A 22430-nucleotide genomic window follows, 5' to 3' on the forward strand; every position below is an offset into this window, starting at 1 on the left:
AATTGTTAAAACGGTGTGAAGTATTTCTGTATTAAGACAGACTTCCCGATTCCGAGATGGTAAAGTTTTCCAGCATGAACTTCCATAGCCACAATCAAATCTCTGAGACTCTCTCGATTGGATAGCTGACCGACTTTGTAACGATACGATTGAATTTACTTCGGTCAAGAAACTTAACTAATTGGGCAAAAATATATGGGTCTTTATGCATAACAGTCTGAAAATTACCACAAAAGTAAATTCAAATCCGTTCTCTCCAAAATCTCCTATAACAAATTGAATTTCAATTATTTCAAAGAACTTCTATGATTTTTTAGTGGACACTAATGATATTCTATAACAAATTAATATGCTTTTATAGTTACAGAAGTTACAACCTTAATGGAATCAGTAGTACACTCAAATAACAAGTCATGTGTCCCCTTCACTAAAATTTTCTTTTTAACTGTAAACGGAGTTTTTAATGAATCCTCAACTCCCAAAGATTTAGAAGAAAGAACAACAGGTATGACTTGATCTTTTAAATGTTCCACGTCAATAATAATCTCATCACCACATTTTAAATAAGTTGGATATACTTTTATCTTAACATCATTCACCGTTATTTCTTCATTACTGCCACCACTTACTACAAGTTCTTGAACAATCTCTTCAGTACAGCTTGTCAAAAAACATCCAGCTAATAAGCCAATAAAAAAAATCTTTTTTATAAATCCATTCATAATATTTTCCTTTTTAATAACTATATTAATTATGTCAACAAATCAACTCTTTCTCTATTCCTCTTGTCTTTCTATGATATCATACATATTAATATTTTTGTCACTAGCGCAACACAAATAATATAAAACAATAAAAAAGCCGATTAATGGTATAAAAAAAATCATAAAATCCCATCCACTTCGTCCAGTATCATGCAATCTCCTGACACCAACAGAAAGACTTGGTAACAAAGAAATAAGAACAAAAATTAATTCCAGAATCAAAATGATATCACAAATTTTTGAATTAGAATTAAACGCTATAGCCAAAGCAACCAAAGCACAAGCTACCATCAGATTATATAAGTTAAAACACCAATATTCTTTTCTTGTAGCGCGTCCTCTAAATACTGCATATTTACGATAACAGGTTTTAATAGCATTACCAAAGGTCATTTGCGCTACGGGATGATCCTTTATTACACGGATAGATTCATCAACAGTAGTTTCTGACTCTTTAGATACAGATAAAGGATCTACGATATTAAGAATTTCCTCATTTTTTATATCAATATCTGTAATCGTTTCTGGTGAAAACACTTTTTGCTTTTCTTGCTGACAGTCTTTTTTCCGTTCACATCCCCATCCTGTTATAATAATAAAACATCCTCTATCTTCAAACTTAAAAAAAATGTATTCATTAGAGGGATATGTAACAATCAATTTAGCATAAGGTTTTAATAGAGAATTAGACTCTATTAATTGATGTGCTTTTTGAATATATGACTGCAACTCAAGCTGTACATACTCATATGTATCCTTATCCGCCTCGATTAATGACGTATATTCTTCATTGTTGTCAATTTGCCATAAAACTTCATGCTGCATTATTTGAATTCCAGCAAAAGATATATTGCATTTACCATTTAACAACTTTAAATGCAAAAACAAATTATTGTAATTAAGTTCCATCAGGAAAGTAACATTTTCCTTTGGTACACGTTTTAATATGTTCATAATCCTATATTTTATAAATACCGACCAATAACTTAAACATTATTTTTTACAGAGAGAAATAAAGTCACGATAGGTTCCGCCAAATACATTTATATCCAGTTTATGTTTTTCCGGTATTCCATATACAGCACCTTTATCTGTAAATTGCCATATTAGATAATCCGAATCAGAAGGATATTCATCTGTATAATGAGCCATCCAGAATTTATATTGGGCAAACTGTTTCGAATTGAAAAATTTTTTTCTCATATTTGTTGAAGTGTAAATAATAGGTTTTACATTCAATTCTTTTTCCACGATTTGCAACCATTTCAAGACTTTCTTTTGCGTTTCTTCTACACCTATTTTCTGAGCCTGCTCCATTACTTCAATATCCAAAACAGGAGGAAGATCACCTGATTCATAGATAAGATAGTCTAAAAAATTTGCAGCCTGCTCCTCAGGAGAACTCGATGTCAAATGCATAAAATGATAAGAACCTCTTACCAAATAATGTTTTTTTGCCATAAACATATTATCGATGTATTTTTTATCTCTATGTGTGGCACCTTCTGTCGCCTTAGTAAAAACAAAACTTATCGGATGAAAGAAAAAATCCTTTTCAGGCCTTACAAGAGATATACGCCCATTATTCATTCTATATAAAGCTATATCCCCCCATTTTTCAATATAATTATGATGGGACAAGTCTATTCCATAGACAACATCTTCTACATTTGTATTTTGTGTTCCTCTATCTATTAATCCCCCTTCCCATCTTCCAAAAAGTTTGTGCCCCAAACTATCGACCCGAAGACCGATACCCGATTTTGCGCCACGTCTCCAATTCCCCCTATAATACGAACCATCTTTATAATACATCACTCCATATCCGTCAGGGGATAATCCCTTAAAATCACCGTTATACTCAGCTTTTTCCGTAATCATTGTTCCGAAAATCATCTGATTATCAATCCACTCTCCCTCATAGATTGTTCCTTTGGGAGTAATCATGCGCCCTGTACCATGACGTTTTCCGTTATCCAACTCTCCGGTATATATAAAACCGTCTTCCATCTGAAGATTTTCGACCAGAGACACAACCCCTTTTGAATGATTTTCTGCTTTCTCTATATTAAAATAATCTGTTATCTCTTCAAAAAGCAGTCGATCACACACACCACCTAAAACAAATGCGCCTACCCCTACCAAAACAAACTTCCATTGTGTCTTCATAGCTTATTTTTTTACTTGTATGACCAAATATTTACTGGTTTTCCAGAAAGACTCTTTATCCAAGATATACAATTTATATTTCCCTTTTGAAAGACGTTCCAATTTATAACTGTCTTTCATAACAGGGGTCATAATTTTAGGATCATTACCAGCAATATCAATATAATCCAAACTTCTCACGTCAAACTTATAACTATCTGTGAAAGCTGAGTAATTGATTTTTCCTTTTCGAAGTAAGCCTCCTCCAACTAGTATACCTTGATCCGACAATTCTTTTTTTGTTCCTATAACGTAAAATGCAGTATTAAACTGGGAAACTTGCTTACCCAATTCCTGAGTTTCCTTACTAAGATTACTCAAACTATCTGACAGTAAATTCATTCCGGATCGTACCTCTGCTAACTGTCTGTTTAGTGTATTGATATTATAATTTTTAGATTCAATTACATTTCTCAGATTCTGTATAATAGAATCTTTTTTATTTATTTCAACATTCATATAAGAAATCAGGGTACCCAATTTTTTTATACGATCATCACTTTTATTCACCAAACTGTCCAAATAATGAATGCGTTCCCTCTTTTCCTGAAGAAATGATTCAAAATTTTTTATCTTTTCGATAAGTTGGTGTCGTGTAAATCTTCGTCCCTCCTCATCGTATTGTGAAAAAAGAATACGTTCCTGCATGTTAATCGTATCCAAAATATTGGATATTTCCACAATCGTAAAAGTCATGTCATTCAATACCAGTTGCTGATGTTCATTGAGCGCTCGCAAAGAATCCCGTTCTGAAATCAGAAGCTTTTCTTCTGCACTTTGATTATGACAGGCCCCCAAAGTCATCAACCCTACCCCCAAAAACAAACTTAAAACTTTATTCTTTTCCATATAATTCATTTTTAATATTCTTTGATATTTCTATCACGCATCATCTTACTCATGTTTCTTTTTAAATCAGCAATTGTGCTCACAGAAGTCATGCCTTTCCACAAATTATGAGCCTCTGAATGTTGCCTGAAAAACCAGTCAAGAACCTCTTGTTGTTCTTTAGATAAATCATTTTTTCTTAATTGATAAGCATTTCGAAAAGCTTTTAGATCATGATTAGAAGCAACAATATGTCCAGCCAACAAATGTCGCAATGCCATGATGCGTTCCTTCTGCTCAAAAGAAAGATCGGGAGTATGTTTTTCTATATAAGAAATATCCTTTAAGGAAATCTCAATATCACCCAAATCATGCACTCTCTCATTAAAAGCGTCCTCTGTATTAAAGTCCGAATGTACTTTTTCTTCCTTCTGGTCTGTCAATAAACTTGGTTCCTTTAAAAAAACATAGACCGTTGATAACAGCAATATAAATACAAAAATGCAAGTCAACTGATAAATATGCCTGAAATGTTTCAGATCCAATCCTTTTCCCATTCCTTTCCATTTATCTTTTACGACCATAATACTAATCATAAAACCTAGAAAGAACAGAGCAACTAAAATAAAGAGAGTCCAATAAACATAATCAAAACCAGACTGATACAGAAATATTTTGATTAAAGCCAAACATAAAACAGGAATCAATAAAAAAACTCCCAAACGTAAACTACGCAAGACATAAACCGCGCCTAATATTCCGAAAATATCTATAAAAGAATACTGCACAAGCTCATAAAACATATTAGAGGAATGATTTTCATTCCCCCAATATTGCCCCCACAATATAATAGGAGAAAGCAAACAAAAGATCAGAATAAATTTTAATATCAACTGTATACTTATATTTAACCCATTCTTATTCATTTTACTTTTTTCAACATATTAGACACCTAATTAACTCGTAATATTTTACTATAAACTGTCGTCATTCGTTAAAAGATCTCTAAGCTCATCAATAGGGATCACAATCTTGCATTCTTTTCCGGATGTATCTCCTACATACCGATAACACATCCCTCTCCTTGCTTTAATACACATCTTTACAGAAAAAATCAATGCCTCGTTTGAATTATCTTTCAACGAGTTTACAATATTATTTTTAGCCTCTCTTTTAGATGCCTTTAACAGATCCATATCTATTTTATCCTCATCGCATTCTGCAATATAAACCAGATTTTCTGAATCAACATAAACATTCGTAATAACAACTCCATTTCCTGCATCTATTGGAAGCTTAATTTCTTGAACAGAGCGTTTCAAAAAGATGACATCTGGATCCTCTGTATCTAAATCAGGATCTTTTGTATCTAAATCGGCTTTCTCTGTATCATCATATACGGCAGGGGGTTCGGGGTCATATAAAACAGAATCAATCACTTCCACTGCGACTGTATCAACAGCAATAGAATCTAACAGTTCATATTCTTCGCTATCCTCTCTCTCTATACCTGAATTAGCATCATTTACAACAGCAAAAAGAATCAATATGAATATAAAAAAAGTGAGTCCTAAAAATACTTGATATAAATGCCTGCAATGTTGGTAATCCCATCCGGTTGACATATTCTCCCAAGCAGATACTCCATTTCTCCTAATTTGCAGAATACCTCTCCAAATACACATCGCCAATACCAAAGAAACAATCAGGTAGGGTTCAGAATCAAATAAAAAAACATCTAATAAAACTTGACTGGTCTGACATATCAAGAATAAAAAGAACCCCAACTTATTCCATCTCATTAATAAAATTGCACCAAGAATACAACCAAGGCACATGATAGTAGACAACCCATGTCCCACTATACCTATTACCCCTCCAACTGTAAACATAGCTACAATATAATAAAAAAACATTACTATATTTACAATTAGTACGATCCATAACCAAAACGTGACACAACCATGTCGTTCTTTTAAAGTTTCCATAATAAAAAAATTAAATACAACTTACTTTTACTTCTTTACAGCCTTACAGCAGAATCAAATTCACGAATATCATTGGTATCGCTTCATAACCAACTTTGGTCATATACCAAACTGATTAGTTTTTAAATCTTTAGCAGTTTAATAGTTTTTACTTTATAATAATTTTATATGTAATAATTCTTTCTGTTGTCCCTCTGAATAGATGAATCACCTTTACCTTAAAAATCCCCTTCTTTAAAGATTTTAAGGTATAAGTTTGATTCGCTGAATCACCACCATCTTCATTAGGATCATAATCATCATATTTAATATCGCAAGACAATTTAAAAGCATTTTCATCATATACCATACTATACTCAAAACCAACGGAAGGATGAATTGAATGAGAATATTGTATGATATCACCTAAATTAATCGTGTATTCACTGTCATGTTCTTTAAGTTCAACTACATTCATTTTGACGGTATGACGTCGCCAATAAAGCCAGCTCAATCCTAAAACAGATATACCAATTATAATTACCACTACAAACATCACTCTTTTCATTTCTATTCTTATAATCTTACAAGCCATATAGAGCACACAGAATATTTCATTTTACAGACTGCATAAAATTGAAAATTGCCCATTCTACCATCAAGTATCTGGCTTTCTGTTGTACTTCTTTAAAAATATTTTCTATGAACATTATCAACCTGACTATATTGTTATAGAGATAACTGTTCAGAATAATGTAACATATTTTATTAAGAAAAAACTTAAAGCAAATACTGTAATGAATAGAATGTTTATTCGTTATTTTATTGCAAAAGTTGTTTCAAATATTTTTTTTTGCCCATACCAAAGCTCATACAAGTAAACTCCCCTAGAGAAAATACTGGATGTTTTTTCTCCCCAACCCAACAAGACTATTGAATTTTCTCCCGGTTTTATGGTTACTGTTTTTTCATATGAAAAACAAACTGGCGATTCTCTATCTTTAAACAAGACACCATCAGGTCGAATAATACGTGCCTGCAATTTTATTGATTTTTCAGAAGAAGAAAAACCATAATATTTCATCTTGGGATATATGAATCTTACCAGATCGGCATTAATCGGTGCCCCATCCTGGTTCAATACTTTTTCATTTCTATCCACAGCCATAAAGCTGATAGAATTTACACTAAAGTATTTGCATTTCTCCACAGGACGAGTCCCAGATTTCACAAAAAAGTTTTTTTGGTACAATAACCCTTTTGGACTCCATATTTCATAATCATACTTTCCGGTACTATATACTTTTTGCGTTGTTCCATAACCGGGGAATTGGAAATATTGATTGTTTCCGCGTTTTACAGACACCTTAAAATGAAAAGAAAAATTCTCAGGCGATTTATTTCCTCTGATGACAATTCCTTTTGGAGAAATAATCCGAACACTTAAATCCGTCATCTGAGTAGATTTCACCTTGCCGTCATATAATATTCTTGCTCCCAAAAATTGCAGTTCATCTTCGTAAAGTTCCCCTTCATCTAGAATATGCCCTAAAGAATCCGCATTAAAAAAATCCACATCTGCTACATCCATCAAGAACGATTCAGGCATAAGATCCAATTCTTTTATACGCTCACTGATTGGTTTACCAGATGATTTTTTCTTGGTACTTACTTTTACCGGTATCTGTAACGGGTCAGCAATTATCAAAGTTGGAACATTTCTATCTTTAACCTGTGTATATACCTGAGAAAAAGGAAATCCCAGACATACACACAGAAAAAAGATACGGACTGTAAAAAGAATGGTCTGATTACAATCCTTTACCGTCATTTGTACGTAATCTTTCCAATGCTTTTTTTGCATCGCTACTAGCTTCACTGTCATTTTCAGAACATTTTGTGTACCATTCCTTTGCTTTTCCTATATTAGCAGAAACCCCTAAACCATCTTCATAAAACTTAGCCAGTTCAAACATTGCCTCTCCATGTCCTTCTTCTGCCGCTTTTAAGAAAAACTTAAATGCTTCTGAATAATTCATTTCACTTTTATAGATAACACCTAAACACCATGCAGCTTCGCTCACACCACCAATTGAAGCTTTCTTATAATATGTTTTTGCTTCATTAAGGTCGCGATCTACTCCTAAGCCGTTTTGATATAAATAACCCATTGTATAGCAAGCCTCACTACTATTCTTTACTTCTTTTTTTAATAATTTAAAAGCCTTTTTGTAATATTTCTCAGATTCATCTTTATCATTAAATGGATAAAGTCCATTTACATAAATATTTCCTAGTTTGACATACGCTTTAATTACTCCTTTATCTGCCGCTGCCATGTAATAAGCATAAGCCATTGGCAAAGAAACATATGTGTCATCCGAACCAAACTCTAATTCTTCACCCCGTTCATATATTTCTTCATCCTTCATGCTTGACGAAGCGGAAGCAATAACTTTTCTTGAGTTCTCAAAATCTTTTTTACTCTCAGCTGCAACTCCTAGTCTCATTAATGCGATTCGGGCATCACAATATAATTTTTTAGAATATTTAACCGATTCTTTATAATAGTGAATTGCCTTAGAAGTATTTGCAGGCACCCCATGACCTTGTTCATAAAAATCACCGATAGCATACAAAGCCTTTGAACGGAACAGATGATTGTCTTTGTCACACATTTCAAAATATCTCAGAGCTTCCTTATAATCTGACGCATTTTTATAATATAGCCCCATAGGATAAGCACACCAAAGAAAACCGCTATCTATTGCCTTGGTATAAAAATGTATCATCAGTTCAGAATCCCTCTCTACCCCCTCTCCATACTGGAAGGCCATTCCCATATAGCCGTAAGCCTTGTCATATCCCCTATTGGCCAGATAACTGAACAAACGATATGAAAAATTATAGTCTTCTTTGCGATAAAAGTTTAACGCTTCATCATAAATACCGTCTAAATCATTCAAGACATCCAAATGGCTGACACCGGTAGAAACAAGAGTATAAATATCTTTTTGTGCCTTTTCCATTTCCGAAATAAGCGAATAAAAACTAGCTTTTATAATCTCGGCATCCTGACAAAATATATCCGCACGGTAGGAATATGAATTTTCCATGCAATAAAGTTTTATCAGTTTATGTTGCGCAATAGCAGAAATACAATTATTCAGACTTTTTTTATTGTAGTCCTCATCATAAGAATACTGACAATAAAGCGATACCAAATAGGAGTCTTTCCAATTCTTATTTATAATAAAATAATAATTTGTATCATCTTTAGAAAATTTAACATCACCATCTTTATCAATCTTGGGTGAAAAACCTTCTTCCGTAAGATATTTAACTAAATCCAAACGAATTTCAAGTTGCTTATTATCAAATTCTTGTGAAAATCCAGTCAGGACAGATACAAAACATAAAATAATTATCAAAAATATTTTTCTCATAACATCAATCTTATTCAGTTAATAAATCATATGCACTTTGTGTCTGACGATACATATCACCGAAAATATATTCAAATGTCGATATATCTTGCACATATGCTTCCGCAGATAAGACAATCGCATTTTCCAGACAAAAAGCTTTTACTCCATATTTGACATTGAAGTCATTCAAATTCTCAAAAGCCTTGGCCTTTGTCAATGAACTATCATATTTAACATAGCGACGAAAACGTACATACAAAGGTTTGGTATCTTCTTTACTGATCTCCAGATAATAAACAGCATCTCCACTTTTCAATTTCAGTCCATCATCCTGATACTCAACACTGAATCCCTCCGAATTCAGGTATTTGGCCGCATCAGAACGAAAGGCATTTTGAATCTCATTATAATCTTGTGCAAAAGCTATAATGCAATTAAACACAAACAGTAATGTAAAATATAATCTTCTCATAGTTCTTATTTACTAGTAATATTTCTTTTTTCATTAATTTCTTTTATCAGATCATATAAATACGTCGTTCGTACTCCATATTTAATATTCGTATCTCCATATCCAGAATTATGAACCCCAACCAATTCTCTATTCTTGTTCAATACAGGACTACCGCTTGAACCACCAATATTAGCCATATTATATTGAATACGATACTTATCATTCGTAGATGATATATTTCCTTTAAAATGCTGAGGATGAATACCTAAATCCGTTCCGGCCAGATCTGCCCCAGCATTATAACCAAGTACCCATACTTCATAATCCTCATTATTCTCATTATTATCCGCAAACGGATCTTTTCGAGGTACTTTAAAGATATATGCGTCTTTAGGCATGATCTTTTCTTTTTCATTCAACTGAATAATAGCCACATCATTAGACATAACATCACCTGGTTTTCCTGATGCCAAACAAGTACACGGATGAAATGCCCGATCATCATAAGTTTTAATCATGGAATTATCGAATGCAACAAATACATCGCAATGTGTTTCCACTTTATAATTACTCAATTTCATGATCTGGTCAAAATATCGGGACATATTCTTATAATAATCCAATGAGTCCTGCAGTTCATCCATAATCTGGCGATTGTTTTCACTCAGATGTCTAAGTGCCGAATTCTGGTTCATTATCTTTTGAAGTTCCTGAACTCTTTCCTCCGCATACTCCTGATTTTGGACAAAATATTGTTTTAACATAGAAACAATCTGTTCCTCTGGGGGAATCGGATCTGCGACATGTCGGTTTGTTGCAATCAATCCATCCTTAGAGATAAAAAATCCGGTACCCCAAGAATAGCTGATTTTAGCTTCTCTCTTATCAAATGTTGCATTTAATATTTGCCTCTCATTCGGGCTGTAATTGAAATACAAGCAGGAATATCCTGTTTTTTCGGGCAATCCTGTTGAAACAGAGTAAAGCTCTTCTGTTTTTATCAGTACCACCCCTTTATTCAATTCTTCCCATGTTGGTGTCTTATCCATAAAACTATAGATACCCCATCCTAACAAAAGCAATATCGGCAACAGAAGCAGCCACATCCAGTTCAGTTTCGGAAATGTTCCTTTGCTCTGTAATTTTATGAAGTATTCTGACATATCCTGAGAAAACTCCAGATTATGTCTTATGGGATTCTTTCCCTTACAGATAATGTTCAACGGAATCAAATTTCCCTGAAATACCTCAGCCGGAAACTCGGCACGTCCATCCATTCCGGTTTCCTTTCTACAAGGAATATCCCCGGAAGCAGTTTCTATCATCGCATTCGGAATAGGGCGTCCTTTTTTATCCACCAAAGTGATTCCTATCATTTTTTTTCCGGTCGTAGAAACCCGGAAAACATACGGTTTAGAATCATTCTGACCGACAAAAAACTCTTCACTGTTCGCATAGTTCGCCGTATCGACAACAATGAATTTCTGTCCATCCGTAAGAAGCGGCAACTGGAGCATTCCGTCATTTCCAGAATTATACAGAGATTCCTGTCCTCCGATAATGATCTTTACATCATAATTCTGCACGGTATGCCCTTCATGATCCTCAATAAAAAGAGTCGGTGCATACCGGGTCAGCTTTTTGATATAAGTGTCATAATATTCAATTCCAGATACTACCTCAATATTTCTTTCCGGAACGCCATTAAGATTGGGAAATACCACCCCGAATACATCCGAGTAATTCAGATCTCCCACTTCCACACACCCCTGTTCGTCTGTAAGCTCAGACTTGTCTCCGTGCGATGTACGAATCAAAACAGTCTCATTCGTAACCGGATTGGTGTGTTGGTCCATAACCCGTAATACTACATGTTGTTTGGGCGTTTGTTTCTGCTTTCCTTCGGGAGACACTGGATTTTCCGGAGATTTTTTTTTCTCTTTTATATCATCATCCTCTATTTCAGGATCTTTTTCCCCCCCCTCATGCTTTTCTTTCTTTTCGGATTTCTGCTCCTGTTTCTTTCCGTTTTTCTCTTCGGGAGATTTTTTATCATCCTCCGGAAATTTATCCGAACCAGGATTATTCTCCGGGCCGTCTTCACTTCCGTCTGTGTTTTTAGGCATGGACTGTGGCTTCTTAACCATGCGTCTTACAAACCCGTTATTAAAATCCGCAGAAGTCGTTCTTGCATACCGGCATCCCCAACCGGCCAGAACAAAATCATATTGACCGTCTGTTTCCGCATAAAAAACAAAGCTCGCATCCGGCACTTCCAATATATCATCCACATAAGCCGTCAGTTCCGAAGAACTTTTCAAATCTTTGGCAATCTGCCGGATTTTCTTTCGGAATTCCGCTTCCAGCACCGGACGTACTTCTTCCGGTGCGTCACTCATTCTACGAAAATCCCGTTCGCGATCTGTATACCAGATCGTATTTGCTGATTTCGTTTCCAAATCAGCAAATACCGATGCTTTGCCACCCAATAACATTTTCAGACGGGCAAAGACATTATTGTAATTGAGATTCAGCCGAAAGCTCAACTCACTATTGTTTATTTTTACAAGCTGCTTCATAACCTATCCTACCAATCAAAGTTTTCAAATTCTACCGGATAAGACTCAACCAATTGTTTCTTAACCTCTTCAAAATTATCCACATTCTTCCCTGTGTATTTGGCAACAAAAGTATTAAGAGCTTTTTGAGCGTATGGAATCCTATTTATATATTCCAAATCCTCATCATTTTGAAGTTGCATTATAATCTCGCCTCTCGTTATCCTTGGTTTGTCTCCTATTATTCTCTTAATTTTTCTGAAAACCCGAGCCAAATCAAACATTGTATAAGAATAATCCAATATTCCGTTTTTTAGTTGATCATATTCCTTACGATGTTTTTCCAATGGTTGTGCGATTGTTGTATCCGATAACCAGTCACAAAATGCCTTATTATCTGCCTCTCGATAACCAACATAGGTACTTTCCAACATATCCAGAATCTTCAGATAAGTTTCTGCAAGATTATTTGAGGGGAATTGTTTCAGAACCTTACCCACTTCGTCTTTGTTTTCATATATGGTAGAAATAGAACTATATTGACTTAGATAACCCTTCAGTTCCTCTTCTGTCATTTCCGGTTTTTTCCTCTTTTCATATCTGGCAACCAAATCCCGTTTTTGGTGATAATCTTCAGAAAGTTTCTCACATCGAGCTTTCAAATAATCAACAATGGCCGGGGCACTTTCTGTAACTTTCTTCAACTCCTTTGCTGTAGGCTTTTTCAGCTTTTCTTCTGTTTCTGATGATTTACTTTGTGCCGATATAGAAATACCATAAAGAGAGAAAACAATGATATAGATTATTCTTTTCATATTCATTTTTAATTATCTGTTTTTACATCTTTAATATCAAATCGTTCCTCATCAAGCTCACCCTGACTTTTACCATGAGTCCTTTTTTTTCTTGACACTGTTTTCGCGACGTCATTTTCTTTTGAAATTTTCACTCCTTGTTTATCCGGATCAGCAGGGACAATTCCTACGGGTTCAACATCATCTGCCGGACTCTCTTCTGCATTTCGTAAAGCATCCTCTAGTAGCGTGTATAAATCTCCGTCAAAATTCCGATCAGTATCATCCAATAATTTTTGTATCACACTTTTCGTCGCTCCATTTTCAATGGCCTTCTCGCAGATTTCCCGCCATGATGATTTCAGACTATCCAACCGAAAATTCATTTTTTCTATAGAATCATTCAATGCACTAACAGAATCATACAAGAAAGCAATTTCTTTGCAATAGTCAATAGCTTTATCTAATTGGGCGCTACTTTCATCTTTTTTGTCCTCTGTTTTCTTTTCTGCAAAGACTGATAATCCCGCAAAAAACATACAAAATACGATTAATATCCTGCTTTTCATTTTACTCACTCATTAATTATTAATATTAGTCACAAATTCCGCCAATCTCTCTTTTGCCGATTCATTGGTAGAAATCTTATTAAAATGAATCTGATCTTCCAACAAACGGACAAGATCACCAGTAGCCGTATAATGCTGTTCTATCGCACGCCCCAGATTATGATAGTACTGCCGCTCAGCCCGACTGCGGTCAGCAGGTAAATTGGCAACTTGCGCTTTAATTCGATTGTTCTTCACATAGTGCGACTGAAAATACTTCATGCCTCTAATCCTACTCTGTTGCGCTTCAGCAGAGCGGCCGGAAAAGGCACGCAATGGATTTGAATACTGGGCGTTGCTTCCAAAGCCGACAAGAGACTGAAGGATTTGCTTATATCCCGACAACAGAGCAGCTGTTTCTGTCAAATTACTATTCGTACCAAATGTTGGAACCTTTTTTTCCAGGAAAGCCACAGCATTCTCATATTCTTGAATTTTCTTATCAGAATAAGTGCTCTGCTGAAAATGTTTATCGGCACTGCCAAATAAAGAGCTGCAGGATAAAGAAAAAAGATATTTCTTCAAAACTCTTTCTTCATCATCATTAATCAGATCCCCTTTACTGGTTTTCCGGTCCATACGGATACCATCTTCTATCTGCTGATAGCCTTCCGTACTCCATTTTCCATCCTGACACAATTGTTCAATTTTGGTTTTCCACTCCTTAGCCTGCACAGAAGTCACTTCAACATCTGTATCTGAAACAGACGCTTCGGAAGACTTAGGCTTGATTGTCAATAGAGCGTAAATTGCTCCAATAATCAAGACTGCTATAATTGATAATTTTATGATTTTCATATTTTTAACTTCCTTTTTCAATAAAATTTTTTACCTCATTACTAAAATCCAATATGCTTTGTATCTTAGAAACATTAATCCTATTTTTATTACACGTATTCCAATACTGTTTTATTCTTTCTTGTTCTTTATTATTCTTTGGGTTAAAGCCGAAATTCAATGCTTTTACCTGATCAGGTGAAAGATATTTCGTTTGCTGATCATTAGGTTTCTGTTTGGCTCGCAAATTTGTTATAACCGTCTTTAAAACAGAAACTTTATTTAAGAGTTTTGTTTTGGTCTTTGAGTTTGAGTCATCAAGCGAGTTAATTTTTTGGGATAATTTATCCAATCTTTCCAAAGTAACGCATGCTTTATCAAGCTCTGTTTTTATTTCCTCTATCGTCTCATTTTGGTCCTCCCCCCCGTGGTCTGTAGTTAGGTTGTTTTTTTGAATTTTATCAATGCCTTGCTTAATCTCAATATACAAGTTTGTTGCTGACCATTTAACTCTATCTTTTTGATTTCCATATATTTGATTTCCTTCAATTGATTTCAAATATTTTTGCACCTTTTCTTTATTAACTTTTGAACCATTGTCAAGAGAATCTTTTATTGACTTTAAATTATTAAATATATTTAAGTAAAATGAGTCAATGGGATTTTTATAGCAATGATAAGATTTGACATATTTAAAGATAGTATCTTTATTGTAAACAAGCGAAAGAGTTACAGTGCTATTATTATAAATGGAATCTGGTACTTCTGACTTTGGAGTTAAAATATAAGTCAAAGAATCGTTATCCTCCTCCATGTAAAAATACCTGGTATCATATGCGATTTTACACATTAACCCTAATTTTTCCAAATCTTGTCGTGATAAAATCTTATTTTCAGTTCCTTGTTTTATTATAGGACTTAACCGAATTTTACAGTCATTATCAACATCTTTTGGATTTACCTGTTCTTTTTCTTTCCATTTGTCATAGACAATATAGCCGCCCAACCCCAAAAGAGCCAGAACAGCCACAGAAAGAAAGGAAAATACCACAAGATTGGCTCTGATAAATTTATTTCTTTCTGACTGTTTCCTCTCTCCGCCATCAGAAACTGCTCCGGACTGTCCTTGAGAATCTTTAATCTGAACAGGATACTTGGTCTGAGATGAAAGCTGCGATTTTGATTGATTTTGCGTTCCCTGTTTTTCCTCAAGAGTCAAACCTCCAGCTTGTGAAAAATCTCCCGATACGGTCTTATATTGGTCTGATAAAATCTCATAGCGCCAATCAGATATGGCTCCAGAAACCATTTTTTGCCAGCTTCCTTTCACCTGATTAAAAGATTCCACTCTTCCGGTCGGCTTATTTATTATTCTTATTGTAAACACGCCATCTTTAGGCAGAGTCAACTTCAATTCTGTCTGCTCGGGTTTCCTTACAGTTTTTGACTGCACTTGAACATAAAACTTTTCGTCAGGATATCGGGACAAATCGAATTCAGCTGTACCCGGAACAAATTCATACTTTTCATTCTCACATACCAATCGAATGGGGTGATATATTTCTTTTCCCGAAAATACCAATGAATTGTTTTGCAAATAATTCTCTTGATTTCCAATCCATAATTTTACAGGAAAGATCTCACGCATATCAATTTTTGACGTTCCGAACTGAAATTCAAAAGTAACTTTGCGGTGTTCCTCCTCAAACTGATAAGTCAGATAGATTACCTCATTGCGCAACTGTGCAGTAATCTGTTTGCATGCCCCCTGAAATATCTGTTCATAAGTGTAGTCCTGATTAAAAGCCACATACCCCCGCAAGTTAGGCAACAGATCAATCTTATCCGACATACGTACTTTTTTCGGCAGACTGTATTCAACTCCCGCTTCCATATTGCTCGTATAACGCACCGGATAGAATACCTCCTCAACAGGAGATTCGTTAATATTCTGAGGAGCATCCGAGGCCAAAAAGACATGATGATATCCTTCATAGCTTTCCCGACAAAGAGTTTCCAGATACAGAGAAATATCCGATTCAGCTGCGGCAATATAGCCTACATTATTTTTAGCCAAGGCTACATTGATTCGGGCATTCACATCCCGTTGTTTCGGATCGGGCACCAACTGATATCTTTCCAATATCGGAGAATAATAGTCTTGCATCAGCACCGCTCCGTTCTGATTCATCATACCATTCAGGAAGTTGCGCTGATAAAACATATCATTTACCTCATTCAACAACTGATACAGGGCAGCACCACCTTGCAAACCTCCTTTGTCTGATACCTTATATTTTCTTGGTAAAAGCAATGTCATATTCAGGACACCCGGCCTACGAAAAGAATCCAAAACTCGAGTGACCAAACTTACCGCAATTGTCTTGTCGGTAAACGATACAGCATAAGCTTTCTGTCTATCCTTTAAAAAGAGCAAATAATTTCTGAAATCAAAATCTATTTTTGACTGCTCGTAAAAATCTTTAGCTCCCGCAGAAGCATAAAAATGCGAGAAGCCGGTCAGATTACCGGATATAATCAAATATAAATTCATTTCTCCCTATTATTAACTGTTAAACCAAAATCTTATACGCTCTATTATTGTAGTATCTTTAGATTCCTGTTTGGTTGGAATTGTATTTTCCTGAATAACCCGAAGTATCTTCAAGGCATCCGTTTCGTCGAACGTATATACCTCTCCCGGCATGAATTTACCAACACAATAAGGATAAAGGCCTACTTCACATCCAGTCTGAGTATTAATATTATAGACTGAACATATGTCCTTAATACTTTCAAGGACAGCCTGATATCCCTGTTTCTCCAATAAATTCCTTACCGTCTGCTCATCTACATAATCACCAAGGGTATCGCTTTTAGTCAGAATAATATGTATTCCTACTACTTTTTTCATCAGATTCTTATTTTTGGCCAGCAAAGAAGACACACAGTTCAACACATCACTTTGAGTGACCCACAAGGAACTGTTTTCACCCATCTGAACATTCTTCTCATTGATAGGGTCAATTACAAAGAAAATGAGCTTGTTATTATTATTATTTAATAGTCCGTCGGCCCCCGGTCCTAAATCTCCCAAACTTGTCGCATCCACCATTCCAGCAAACTGCGCAGTTTTTTCTCCAGACATTTCTATAAAAGAAATTTTATGTAAATGTCCCTCCGGATCATTAATTTTAGCGTCAATCACCTGTATATATTCCTGAAGCGTTCCCGGAGGCAGCATACTGGTTCGTGCATAATTGCGCAATTCCATAGCATAATTACCTCCACCTCCCGGGCCCTTAGGATCAAAGCTGAAGCCCAATCTTCCGGTCAGACTCATTAATCCTGCAAGTACACAGGTCTTACCAGATCCTCCAACACCAAAAAAATAGACATCCGTATTGCCCTCTTCACTATGTGGGTTCTCCAAATAAGACAATGGTAATTCACGCTGTTCAGATTGTGTTGTTGGGTATGTCTTAATATGATTATAAGAACGGTCGGTCAGGATATGGCTGTCATCAACCAGTTCCTGCATCGTCAGCGTCTTGGTCGTTATATATTGGTACATTTCTTCCCGGCCAAACTTAAACGGATAGCGCTTCATCTCCGAAAGGAGATCACTTTTCATTTTCCGAATCAGTTCTTCTGCCTCTTCACGATATTCACAATACGGATGTTTACTGATAAAATTTACGTAATCCAATATAGAAGCGCCCCTTTCTTTCAAATCAATCCAGTCTTTTCGGGCTTCTGAAGCATCAGCCAATACATTCATTAAATTACCGGCTTTATCCAAATAACGCTGGACAACATCCGCCGGATTTCCAGTATAGCGTTGAATAAACATATTCAGGCGACGTAATTTCTCGGGATCGGTATTTTTCAGTAGATTCAGTTCTTCCCACTCCGCAATAATGGTTGCGTTGGCCCATTCCTCAAGCAAAGCCTCGGCATCCTTCTGATGGTTGATCGGGTAAAAGCCTGCCCGGCACTTATCTATATAGCCATCGAGTATCACCGGATTTCCCGAATTGCGGGCCATAGTCCAGTCCAAATCCTCGGCCACCATTTTGGCTTCTTTTAAATAAGCCGAAGAAAAGGTTCCTTCTTCGCATTGTTTGATAAATACCATCAACCTTCCGAGATCACCAGATGCTCTGGTTTCCCTCCATCTGGTTTCCTCCAAAGCCTGGGCCAGTTCACGCTGCTTGTCTTTCGCTTCATACAAATGAGCTCCGGAAAAGGTTCCCCGCTCACAATCAGAAATATATTTTGTCAGTGCGTCCAGATCCCCCTGAGCCTTGACCCAGACCAAATCCTCCGCACGCATATTGTATTCACGCTCCAACTGTTCAATTTTATGATAATTGGCAGCTTTCAAACCGCTGACTGTAACTCCCGACTCCAGATCCAGACACAATTGCAGGAGTTGCTCCATTGGTACTCTGGGGTCATTGCAATGCAAATAAATGCTATTGATTTTTTCTTCTGATAACTTTGGCATATCGATTATTTTTATATTCTATATTTATTTAAATTCTTATACCTCCTCCATTTGTAATCACGGAAGCGTCGCCACCCTTTACTTTAACAATATCGGATTTCTTTCCTAAAATATATTTACACATACCCAAACCTCCCAGAACAATCAGTGCCAGAAAGCCCAAGAAAGAAAATCCTACAGAGTCGCTAAAACGTTTTTCCACAGAGCAGGCCTCCTTTGAGTTTCCTGTTTCAAATTGAGGCACATTGCTTTCCAAAGGACTTTTGGGTTCCATAAATATCTGCTGCAGCTGTTCCGCAAAACGTTCTTTGGCATTTCCCAACTCCAAAGCATATTGAGGTATAAACAAAATATCCCAATTCTGAAAGCCTTGCTTACAACTCTCTCCCAAAGCCTCTTTCTCCTTTTGGAGGTTATGATACTCCTGTCCTCCGGTCAAGAATCTCCGGAAACTGTCAACAGCCCCCTCGACATCTTCAGATGAAAGATCCTTTGGTTGCTTTTCCAGTCCCAACGTTTGTACAATCTGGCGCCGGCCTTCAACCGACTTCAGCATCGCTTCCAGTTCCGTCTGATAATTAGTCGTCCGCGACTCACACTGTCTTTTATACGACACAAACAGCTCATTGATATCAGACAACTCCTGTTCCACTTCCTTTATAATCTCTTTTTTCTCAAACTGCACATCAAAAAATTTGGCCACGAACAAATAAGAAGGAATCATGGTCAACAAATACAATACCACCATGGCATATTCCAGTTTCTTCCAACCAGACTCATTCGGATTCTGAGCCTTGGCATATGCAGCCAGAAAAACAGAGGTAAACATCAGGATCAGCAACAGAATCGCAACAAAGGCACTGGTTATCTTATCCCCCAAAGTCTTGAAATTCATTCCTAAAAAGACAAAGACACCCAATAGCATCAAGGTAATAAAGGAAATGATATCACCTTTCGACAATTTTTCTGAATTTGAATTTTTCATAACTTTATATTTTATCTGATTTTAACAAGATTAAATGTCACTTTTTCTAATTGTCCCGAAAAGGCCTTACAGAACAAATAACCATTACGATCCGAGAAACATACATAATGATAAGGCTGGAACAAATCACTGCCACTTTGCGCAGGTCCATGCTGAACAATACTGATCTGTCCGTTTTGAATACTGGCTGTCAAAGGAGCCGTATACTCTCGACCTTTGTTCATAATCGTAAGAGTTCCTTTCAAATCACGGAATGCCATATATAACTCTACCGGTGACCGATCTCCCTCTGCAACCAATACAGTAGTGGCCTTCCAGACTCCGTCAAAAGCGAACTTGTCTTTTATCACTTCCGAATACTTCAAGGTATCCGGTGATACACCGGCATCAGGACAAATCCGGGACAAACTGTCGATCTTAGCCCGCAAGCGGAAAATTTCCTGACGTATCTGCTCACAATTACCGTCCATACCGGAACTACCGGAAAGCATTTGAACCGCCTTTCCAATCTGAATCATCGGACCTATATTCTGGCCGACATGCAAACCGGTGGCCTTTAATATATATATGATGCGTTCGGTAGTCAGATTTCTATCAATGCTCTTTAATAAAGCTACAGCTCCGGTCACAACGGGTGCCGCCATACTGGTTCCCTGCAATGTCGCGTAACTGTTTCCGGGAGCTGCGTTATAGATACCGACTCCAGGAGCTGACACGGTAGAGTATTCACGGTTCAATTGGGCATAAACGCCATAATTACTAAAATCTGCCTTTCTTAAATTCCGGTCTACAGCCGATACGCGGATGGTATTCCTATTTCTCTTTTGAGGATCGACACCGGAAATGGCATTGTCATTTCCGGCGGCAAAAACAATGGTACAATTATTTTTTTCTGCTGCTTCAAAAATCCGGTTCCACATAAATTCTTCCATCAAATAGGAATTACTGATAAAATTCAGCTGCTGGCCTTCACTCATCCTTTTTACCATATCGGGAACCGGCATTCCCAAAGAAAGATTGACAACATCTGCTCCTTGGTTGATGGCATACATCACTCCATCCAGTATAGCCAGATTACTCATGCTTCCGTCCGCATTGTTATTACCCACCTGGATCGGCATCAGTTTGCAGTTCGGCGCGACTCCCAGCAGACCTTTGCCGTTATTACAGACACCCACCGCCGTAGCGGCCACATGGGTACCATGGGCATTAATTCCTTCACGGGTAGTGATCGGAAATACAAAAGAATCTCTGGTCAGAACATTATAAGGCATATACAGATGACCGCTCAATTCCGGATGTTTCAAATCAAATCCGTTATCCACAACTGCAACGATAACATCATCTCCTCCCATGGTTACCGCCCAAGCATCTTCTGCTCCAATAGCCTTCAGATACCATGATTTATCCGGATCCTGATAAGCCGGATCGGTCACCAAAGCATCATACCCGTACAGAATTTCCTCAAAAACATCAAAAGAAAAGCCTGTAAGCTGTTTCGGCAAATCCGTCATGATCTGCTCCCGCTCCTCCGCAGGAACGCGTATCTGAAGAAAACCCAAGGACTGATTATAATAAACAATCTCATATTGTTCGCCATCATAAATATCCTTGAAGGCTTTAGCCCAAGACAGCATGGTTTCCTCATCCGTCTGATTTAACAAAACATTAAACCGATTGGTTGCAATCTTACTGACTCCATCCTTACCCGTCCCAATCTCTCCGTCTTCAACTGGCAACACAATAGGAACTTCCGGCAAAGGGTTATAAAACGGATTTACCTTATGTAATGGTCCCTGACAATTCCGAAAAAGGTACAGTATTCCGAACAACAGCAACAAGAAGGCAAGCAACCACATAATCCTACGAAAAACAGCCTTTATCCAGCTCCACAGTTTCTGCAGATAGTTTCCGGATCCGCGTTTTTCACGTTTTTCTGAGTCATGCTTTTCTTCCTCTTCAACATCTGCTTCAGACCGACCGACCGTCTCCACTTCTTCTGACAGCTCTTCTTTCGATGGAGTTTCTTTGGAAACATTCTGTGTTTCCGTTTCCTTTTGAGGCTCTTCTGGAAGATCATCCGACAATATGTCTGATTGTACGTCGTCCGATAAAGAAGGGGCTTCATTCACCTCCTCTGTAGACAAAATCTCTTTTCTTTCATGAATCACCGCTTCTTCCTTTTTCGGCTGACTCTCAGCCTTTTTATTTGGTTGGCTGATTATAACCTGTTCGTCAACATTTTCTCTCCGGTTTTCGGATGAAATTGTTTTTCCCATAATAATCGGCCTGTGTTTCTGATCCCAACCGGAAATAAACCGACCGCTCCGGAAAATACTTCCGTTACCTATATCCTTTCGGCGGGGGATAATCCCCCAATTCACAAGAACAACCTTGCCCTCACCACAATAGACAAAATCTTCCTCTATACAGGTCAGCGATCTGGAAAGAAGATCACACAACGAGGAATTACCTTCTTCTTGCTTCAGCTGATCAACTAGTCCAAATACGGCATGAATGCACTGATTCAGCAATATGGAATATTTTTC

18 protein-coding genes and 1 pseudogene are annotated in these 22430 nt (G+C 36.7%); all 19 read right to left on the minus strand.

What is annotated here, in order from left to right:
* Nucleotides 1–35 precede the first annotated feature (35 nt).
* Nucleotides 36–211, minus strand: a pseudogene (locus DXA74_RS13195) (DUF4372 domain-containing protein); the annotation flags it as partial.
* 133 nt (nucleotides 212–344) lie between these two features.
* On the minus strand, nucleotides 345–722 hold the full coding sequence (locus DXA74_RS13200; RefSeq protein WP_118528336.1) for a hypothetical protein: 378 nt from the start codon (nucleotides 720–722) through the stop codon (nucleotides 345–347).
* A 54-nt stretch (nucleotides 723–776) separates the two neighbouring features.
* Entirely contained in the window at nucleotides 777–1718 is a 942-nt protein-coding gene (locus DXA74_RS13205; protein ID WP_118528338.1) for a DUF805 domain-containing protein, read from the minus strand.
* Between the two features lie 39 nt (nucleotides 1719–1757).
* Complete coding sequence (locus DXA74_RS13210) at nucleotides 1758–2933, minus strand: GH25 family lysozyme (RefSeq protein WP_118528340.1); 1176 nt, start codon at nucleotides 2931–2933, stop codon at nucleotides 1758–1760.
* 3 nt (nucleotides 2934–2936) lie between these two features.
* Nucleotides 2937–3821 (minus strand): hypothetical protein, encoded by an 885-nt coding sequence (locus DXA74_RS13215; RefSeq protein WP_147401115.1) that lies wholly within the window; start codon nucleotides 3819–3821, stop codon nucleotides 2937–2939.
* A gap of 11 nt (nucleotides 3822–3832) precedes the next feature.
* Entirely contained in the window at nucleotides 3833–4726 is an 894-nt protein-coding gene (locus DXA74_RS13220; protein ID WP_118528343.1) for a hypothetical protein, read from the minus strand.
* 48 nt (nucleotides 4727–4774) lie between these two features.
* The gene (locus DXA74_RS13225; RefSeq protein WP_118528345.1) at nucleotides 4775–5788 is read right to left on the minus strand and encodes a hypothetical protein; all 1014 of its coding nucleotides are present in this window, start codon (nucleotides 5786–5788) and stop codon (nucleotides 4775–4777) included.
* Between the two features lie 148 nt (nucleotides 5789–5936).
* Nucleotides 5937–6362: a hypothetical protein gene (locus DXA74_RS13230; RefSeq protein WP_118528347.1), complete on the minus strand. Its 426-nt coding sequence runs from the start codon at nucleotides 6360–6362 to the stop codon at nucleotides 5937–5939.
* 222 nt (nucleotides 6363–6584) lie between these two features.
* Nucleotides 6585–7652 (minus strand): hypothetical protein, encoded by a 1068-nt coding sequence (locus tag DXA74_RS13235; RefSeq protein WP_147401116.1) that lies wholly within the window; start codon nucleotides 7650–7652, stop codon nucleotides 6585–6587.
* A complete protein-coding gene (locus DXA74_RS13240) occupies nucleotides 7579–9213 on the minus strand; it encodes a tetratricopeptide repeat protein (protein WP_118528351.1) in 1635 nt (544 codons plus the stop codon). Before DXA74_RS13240 ends, DXA74_RS13235 begins: the two co-directional genes overlap by 74 nt.
* Before the next feature lie 10 nt (nucleotides 9214–9223).
* Nucleotides 9224–9667 carry a hypothetical protein gene (locus tag DXA74_RS13245; RefSeq protein WP_118528353.1) on the minus strand — a complete coding sequence of 148 codons (444 nt, stop codon included), beginning with the start codon at nucleotides 9665–9667 and terminating at the stop codon, nucleotides 9224–9226.
* Nucleotides 9668–9672: 5 nt separating this feature from the next.
* Nucleotides 9673–12228: a serine protease gene (locus tag DXA74_RS13250; RefSeq protein ID WP_118528355.1), complete on the minus strand. Its 2556-nt coding sequence runs from the start codon at nucleotides 12226–12228 to the stop codon at nucleotides 9673–9675.
* An 8-nt stretch (nucleotides 12229–12236) separates the two neighbouring features.
* The gene (locus tag DXA74_RS13255; RefSeq protein ID WP_147401118.1) at nucleotides 12237–13022 is read right to left on the minus strand and encodes a hypothetical protein; all 786 of its coding nucleotides are present in this window, start codon (nucleotides 13020–13022) and stop codon (nucleotides 12237–12239) included.
* 8 nt (nucleotides 13023–13030) lie between these two features.
* A complete protein-coding gene (locus DXA74_RS13260) occupies nucleotides 13031–13570 on the minus strand; it encodes a hypothetical protein (protein WP_147401119.1) in 540 nt (179 codons plus the stop codon).
* Between the two features lie 12 nt (nucleotides 13571–13582).
* Nucleotides 13583–14407 (minus strand): hypothetical protein, encoded by an 825-nt coding sequence (locus tag DXA74_RS13265; RefSeq protein WP_147401120.1) that lies wholly within the window; start codon nucleotides 14405–14407, stop codon nucleotides 13583–13585.
* A gap of 4 nt (nucleotides 14408–14411) precedes the next feature.
* Nucleotides 14412–16940: a hypothetical protein gene (locus tag DXA74_RS13270; RefSeq protein WP_118528364.1), complete on the minus strand. Its 2529-nt coding sequence runs from the start codon at nucleotides 16938–16940 to the stop codon at nucleotides 14412–14414.
* Between the two features lie 12 nt (nucleotides 16941–16952).
* The gene (locus tag DXA74_RS13275; protein WP_147401121.1) at nucleotides 16953–18896 is read right to left on the minus strand and encodes a hypothetical protein; all 1944 of its coding nucleotides are present in this window, start codon (nucleotides 18894–18896) and stop codon (nucleotides 16953–16955) included.
* A gap of 28 nt (nucleotides 18897–18924) precedes the next feature.
* Nucleotides 18925–19881 carry a hypothetical protein gene (locus tag DXA74_RS13280; RefSeq protein WP_147401122.1) on the minus strand — a complete coding sequence of 319 codons (957 nt, stop codon included), beginning with the start codon at nucleotides 19879–19881 and terminating at the stop codon, nucleotides 18925–18927.
* An 11-nt stretch (nucleotides 19882–19892) separates the two neighbouring features.
* Nucleotides 19893–22160 (minus strand): S8 family serine peptidase, encoded by a 2268-nt coding sequence (locus DXA74_RS13285; protein WP_158576076.1) that lies wholly within the window; start codon nucleotides 22158–22160, stop codon nucleotides 19893–19895.
* Nucleotides 22161–22430 lie beyond the last annotated feature (270 nt).

Source organism: Bacteroides sp. OF04-15BH, from assembly GCF_003477995.1.
Classification (GTDB): Bacteria; Bacteroidota; Bacteroidia; order Bacteroidales; family Bacteroidaceae; genus Paraprevotella.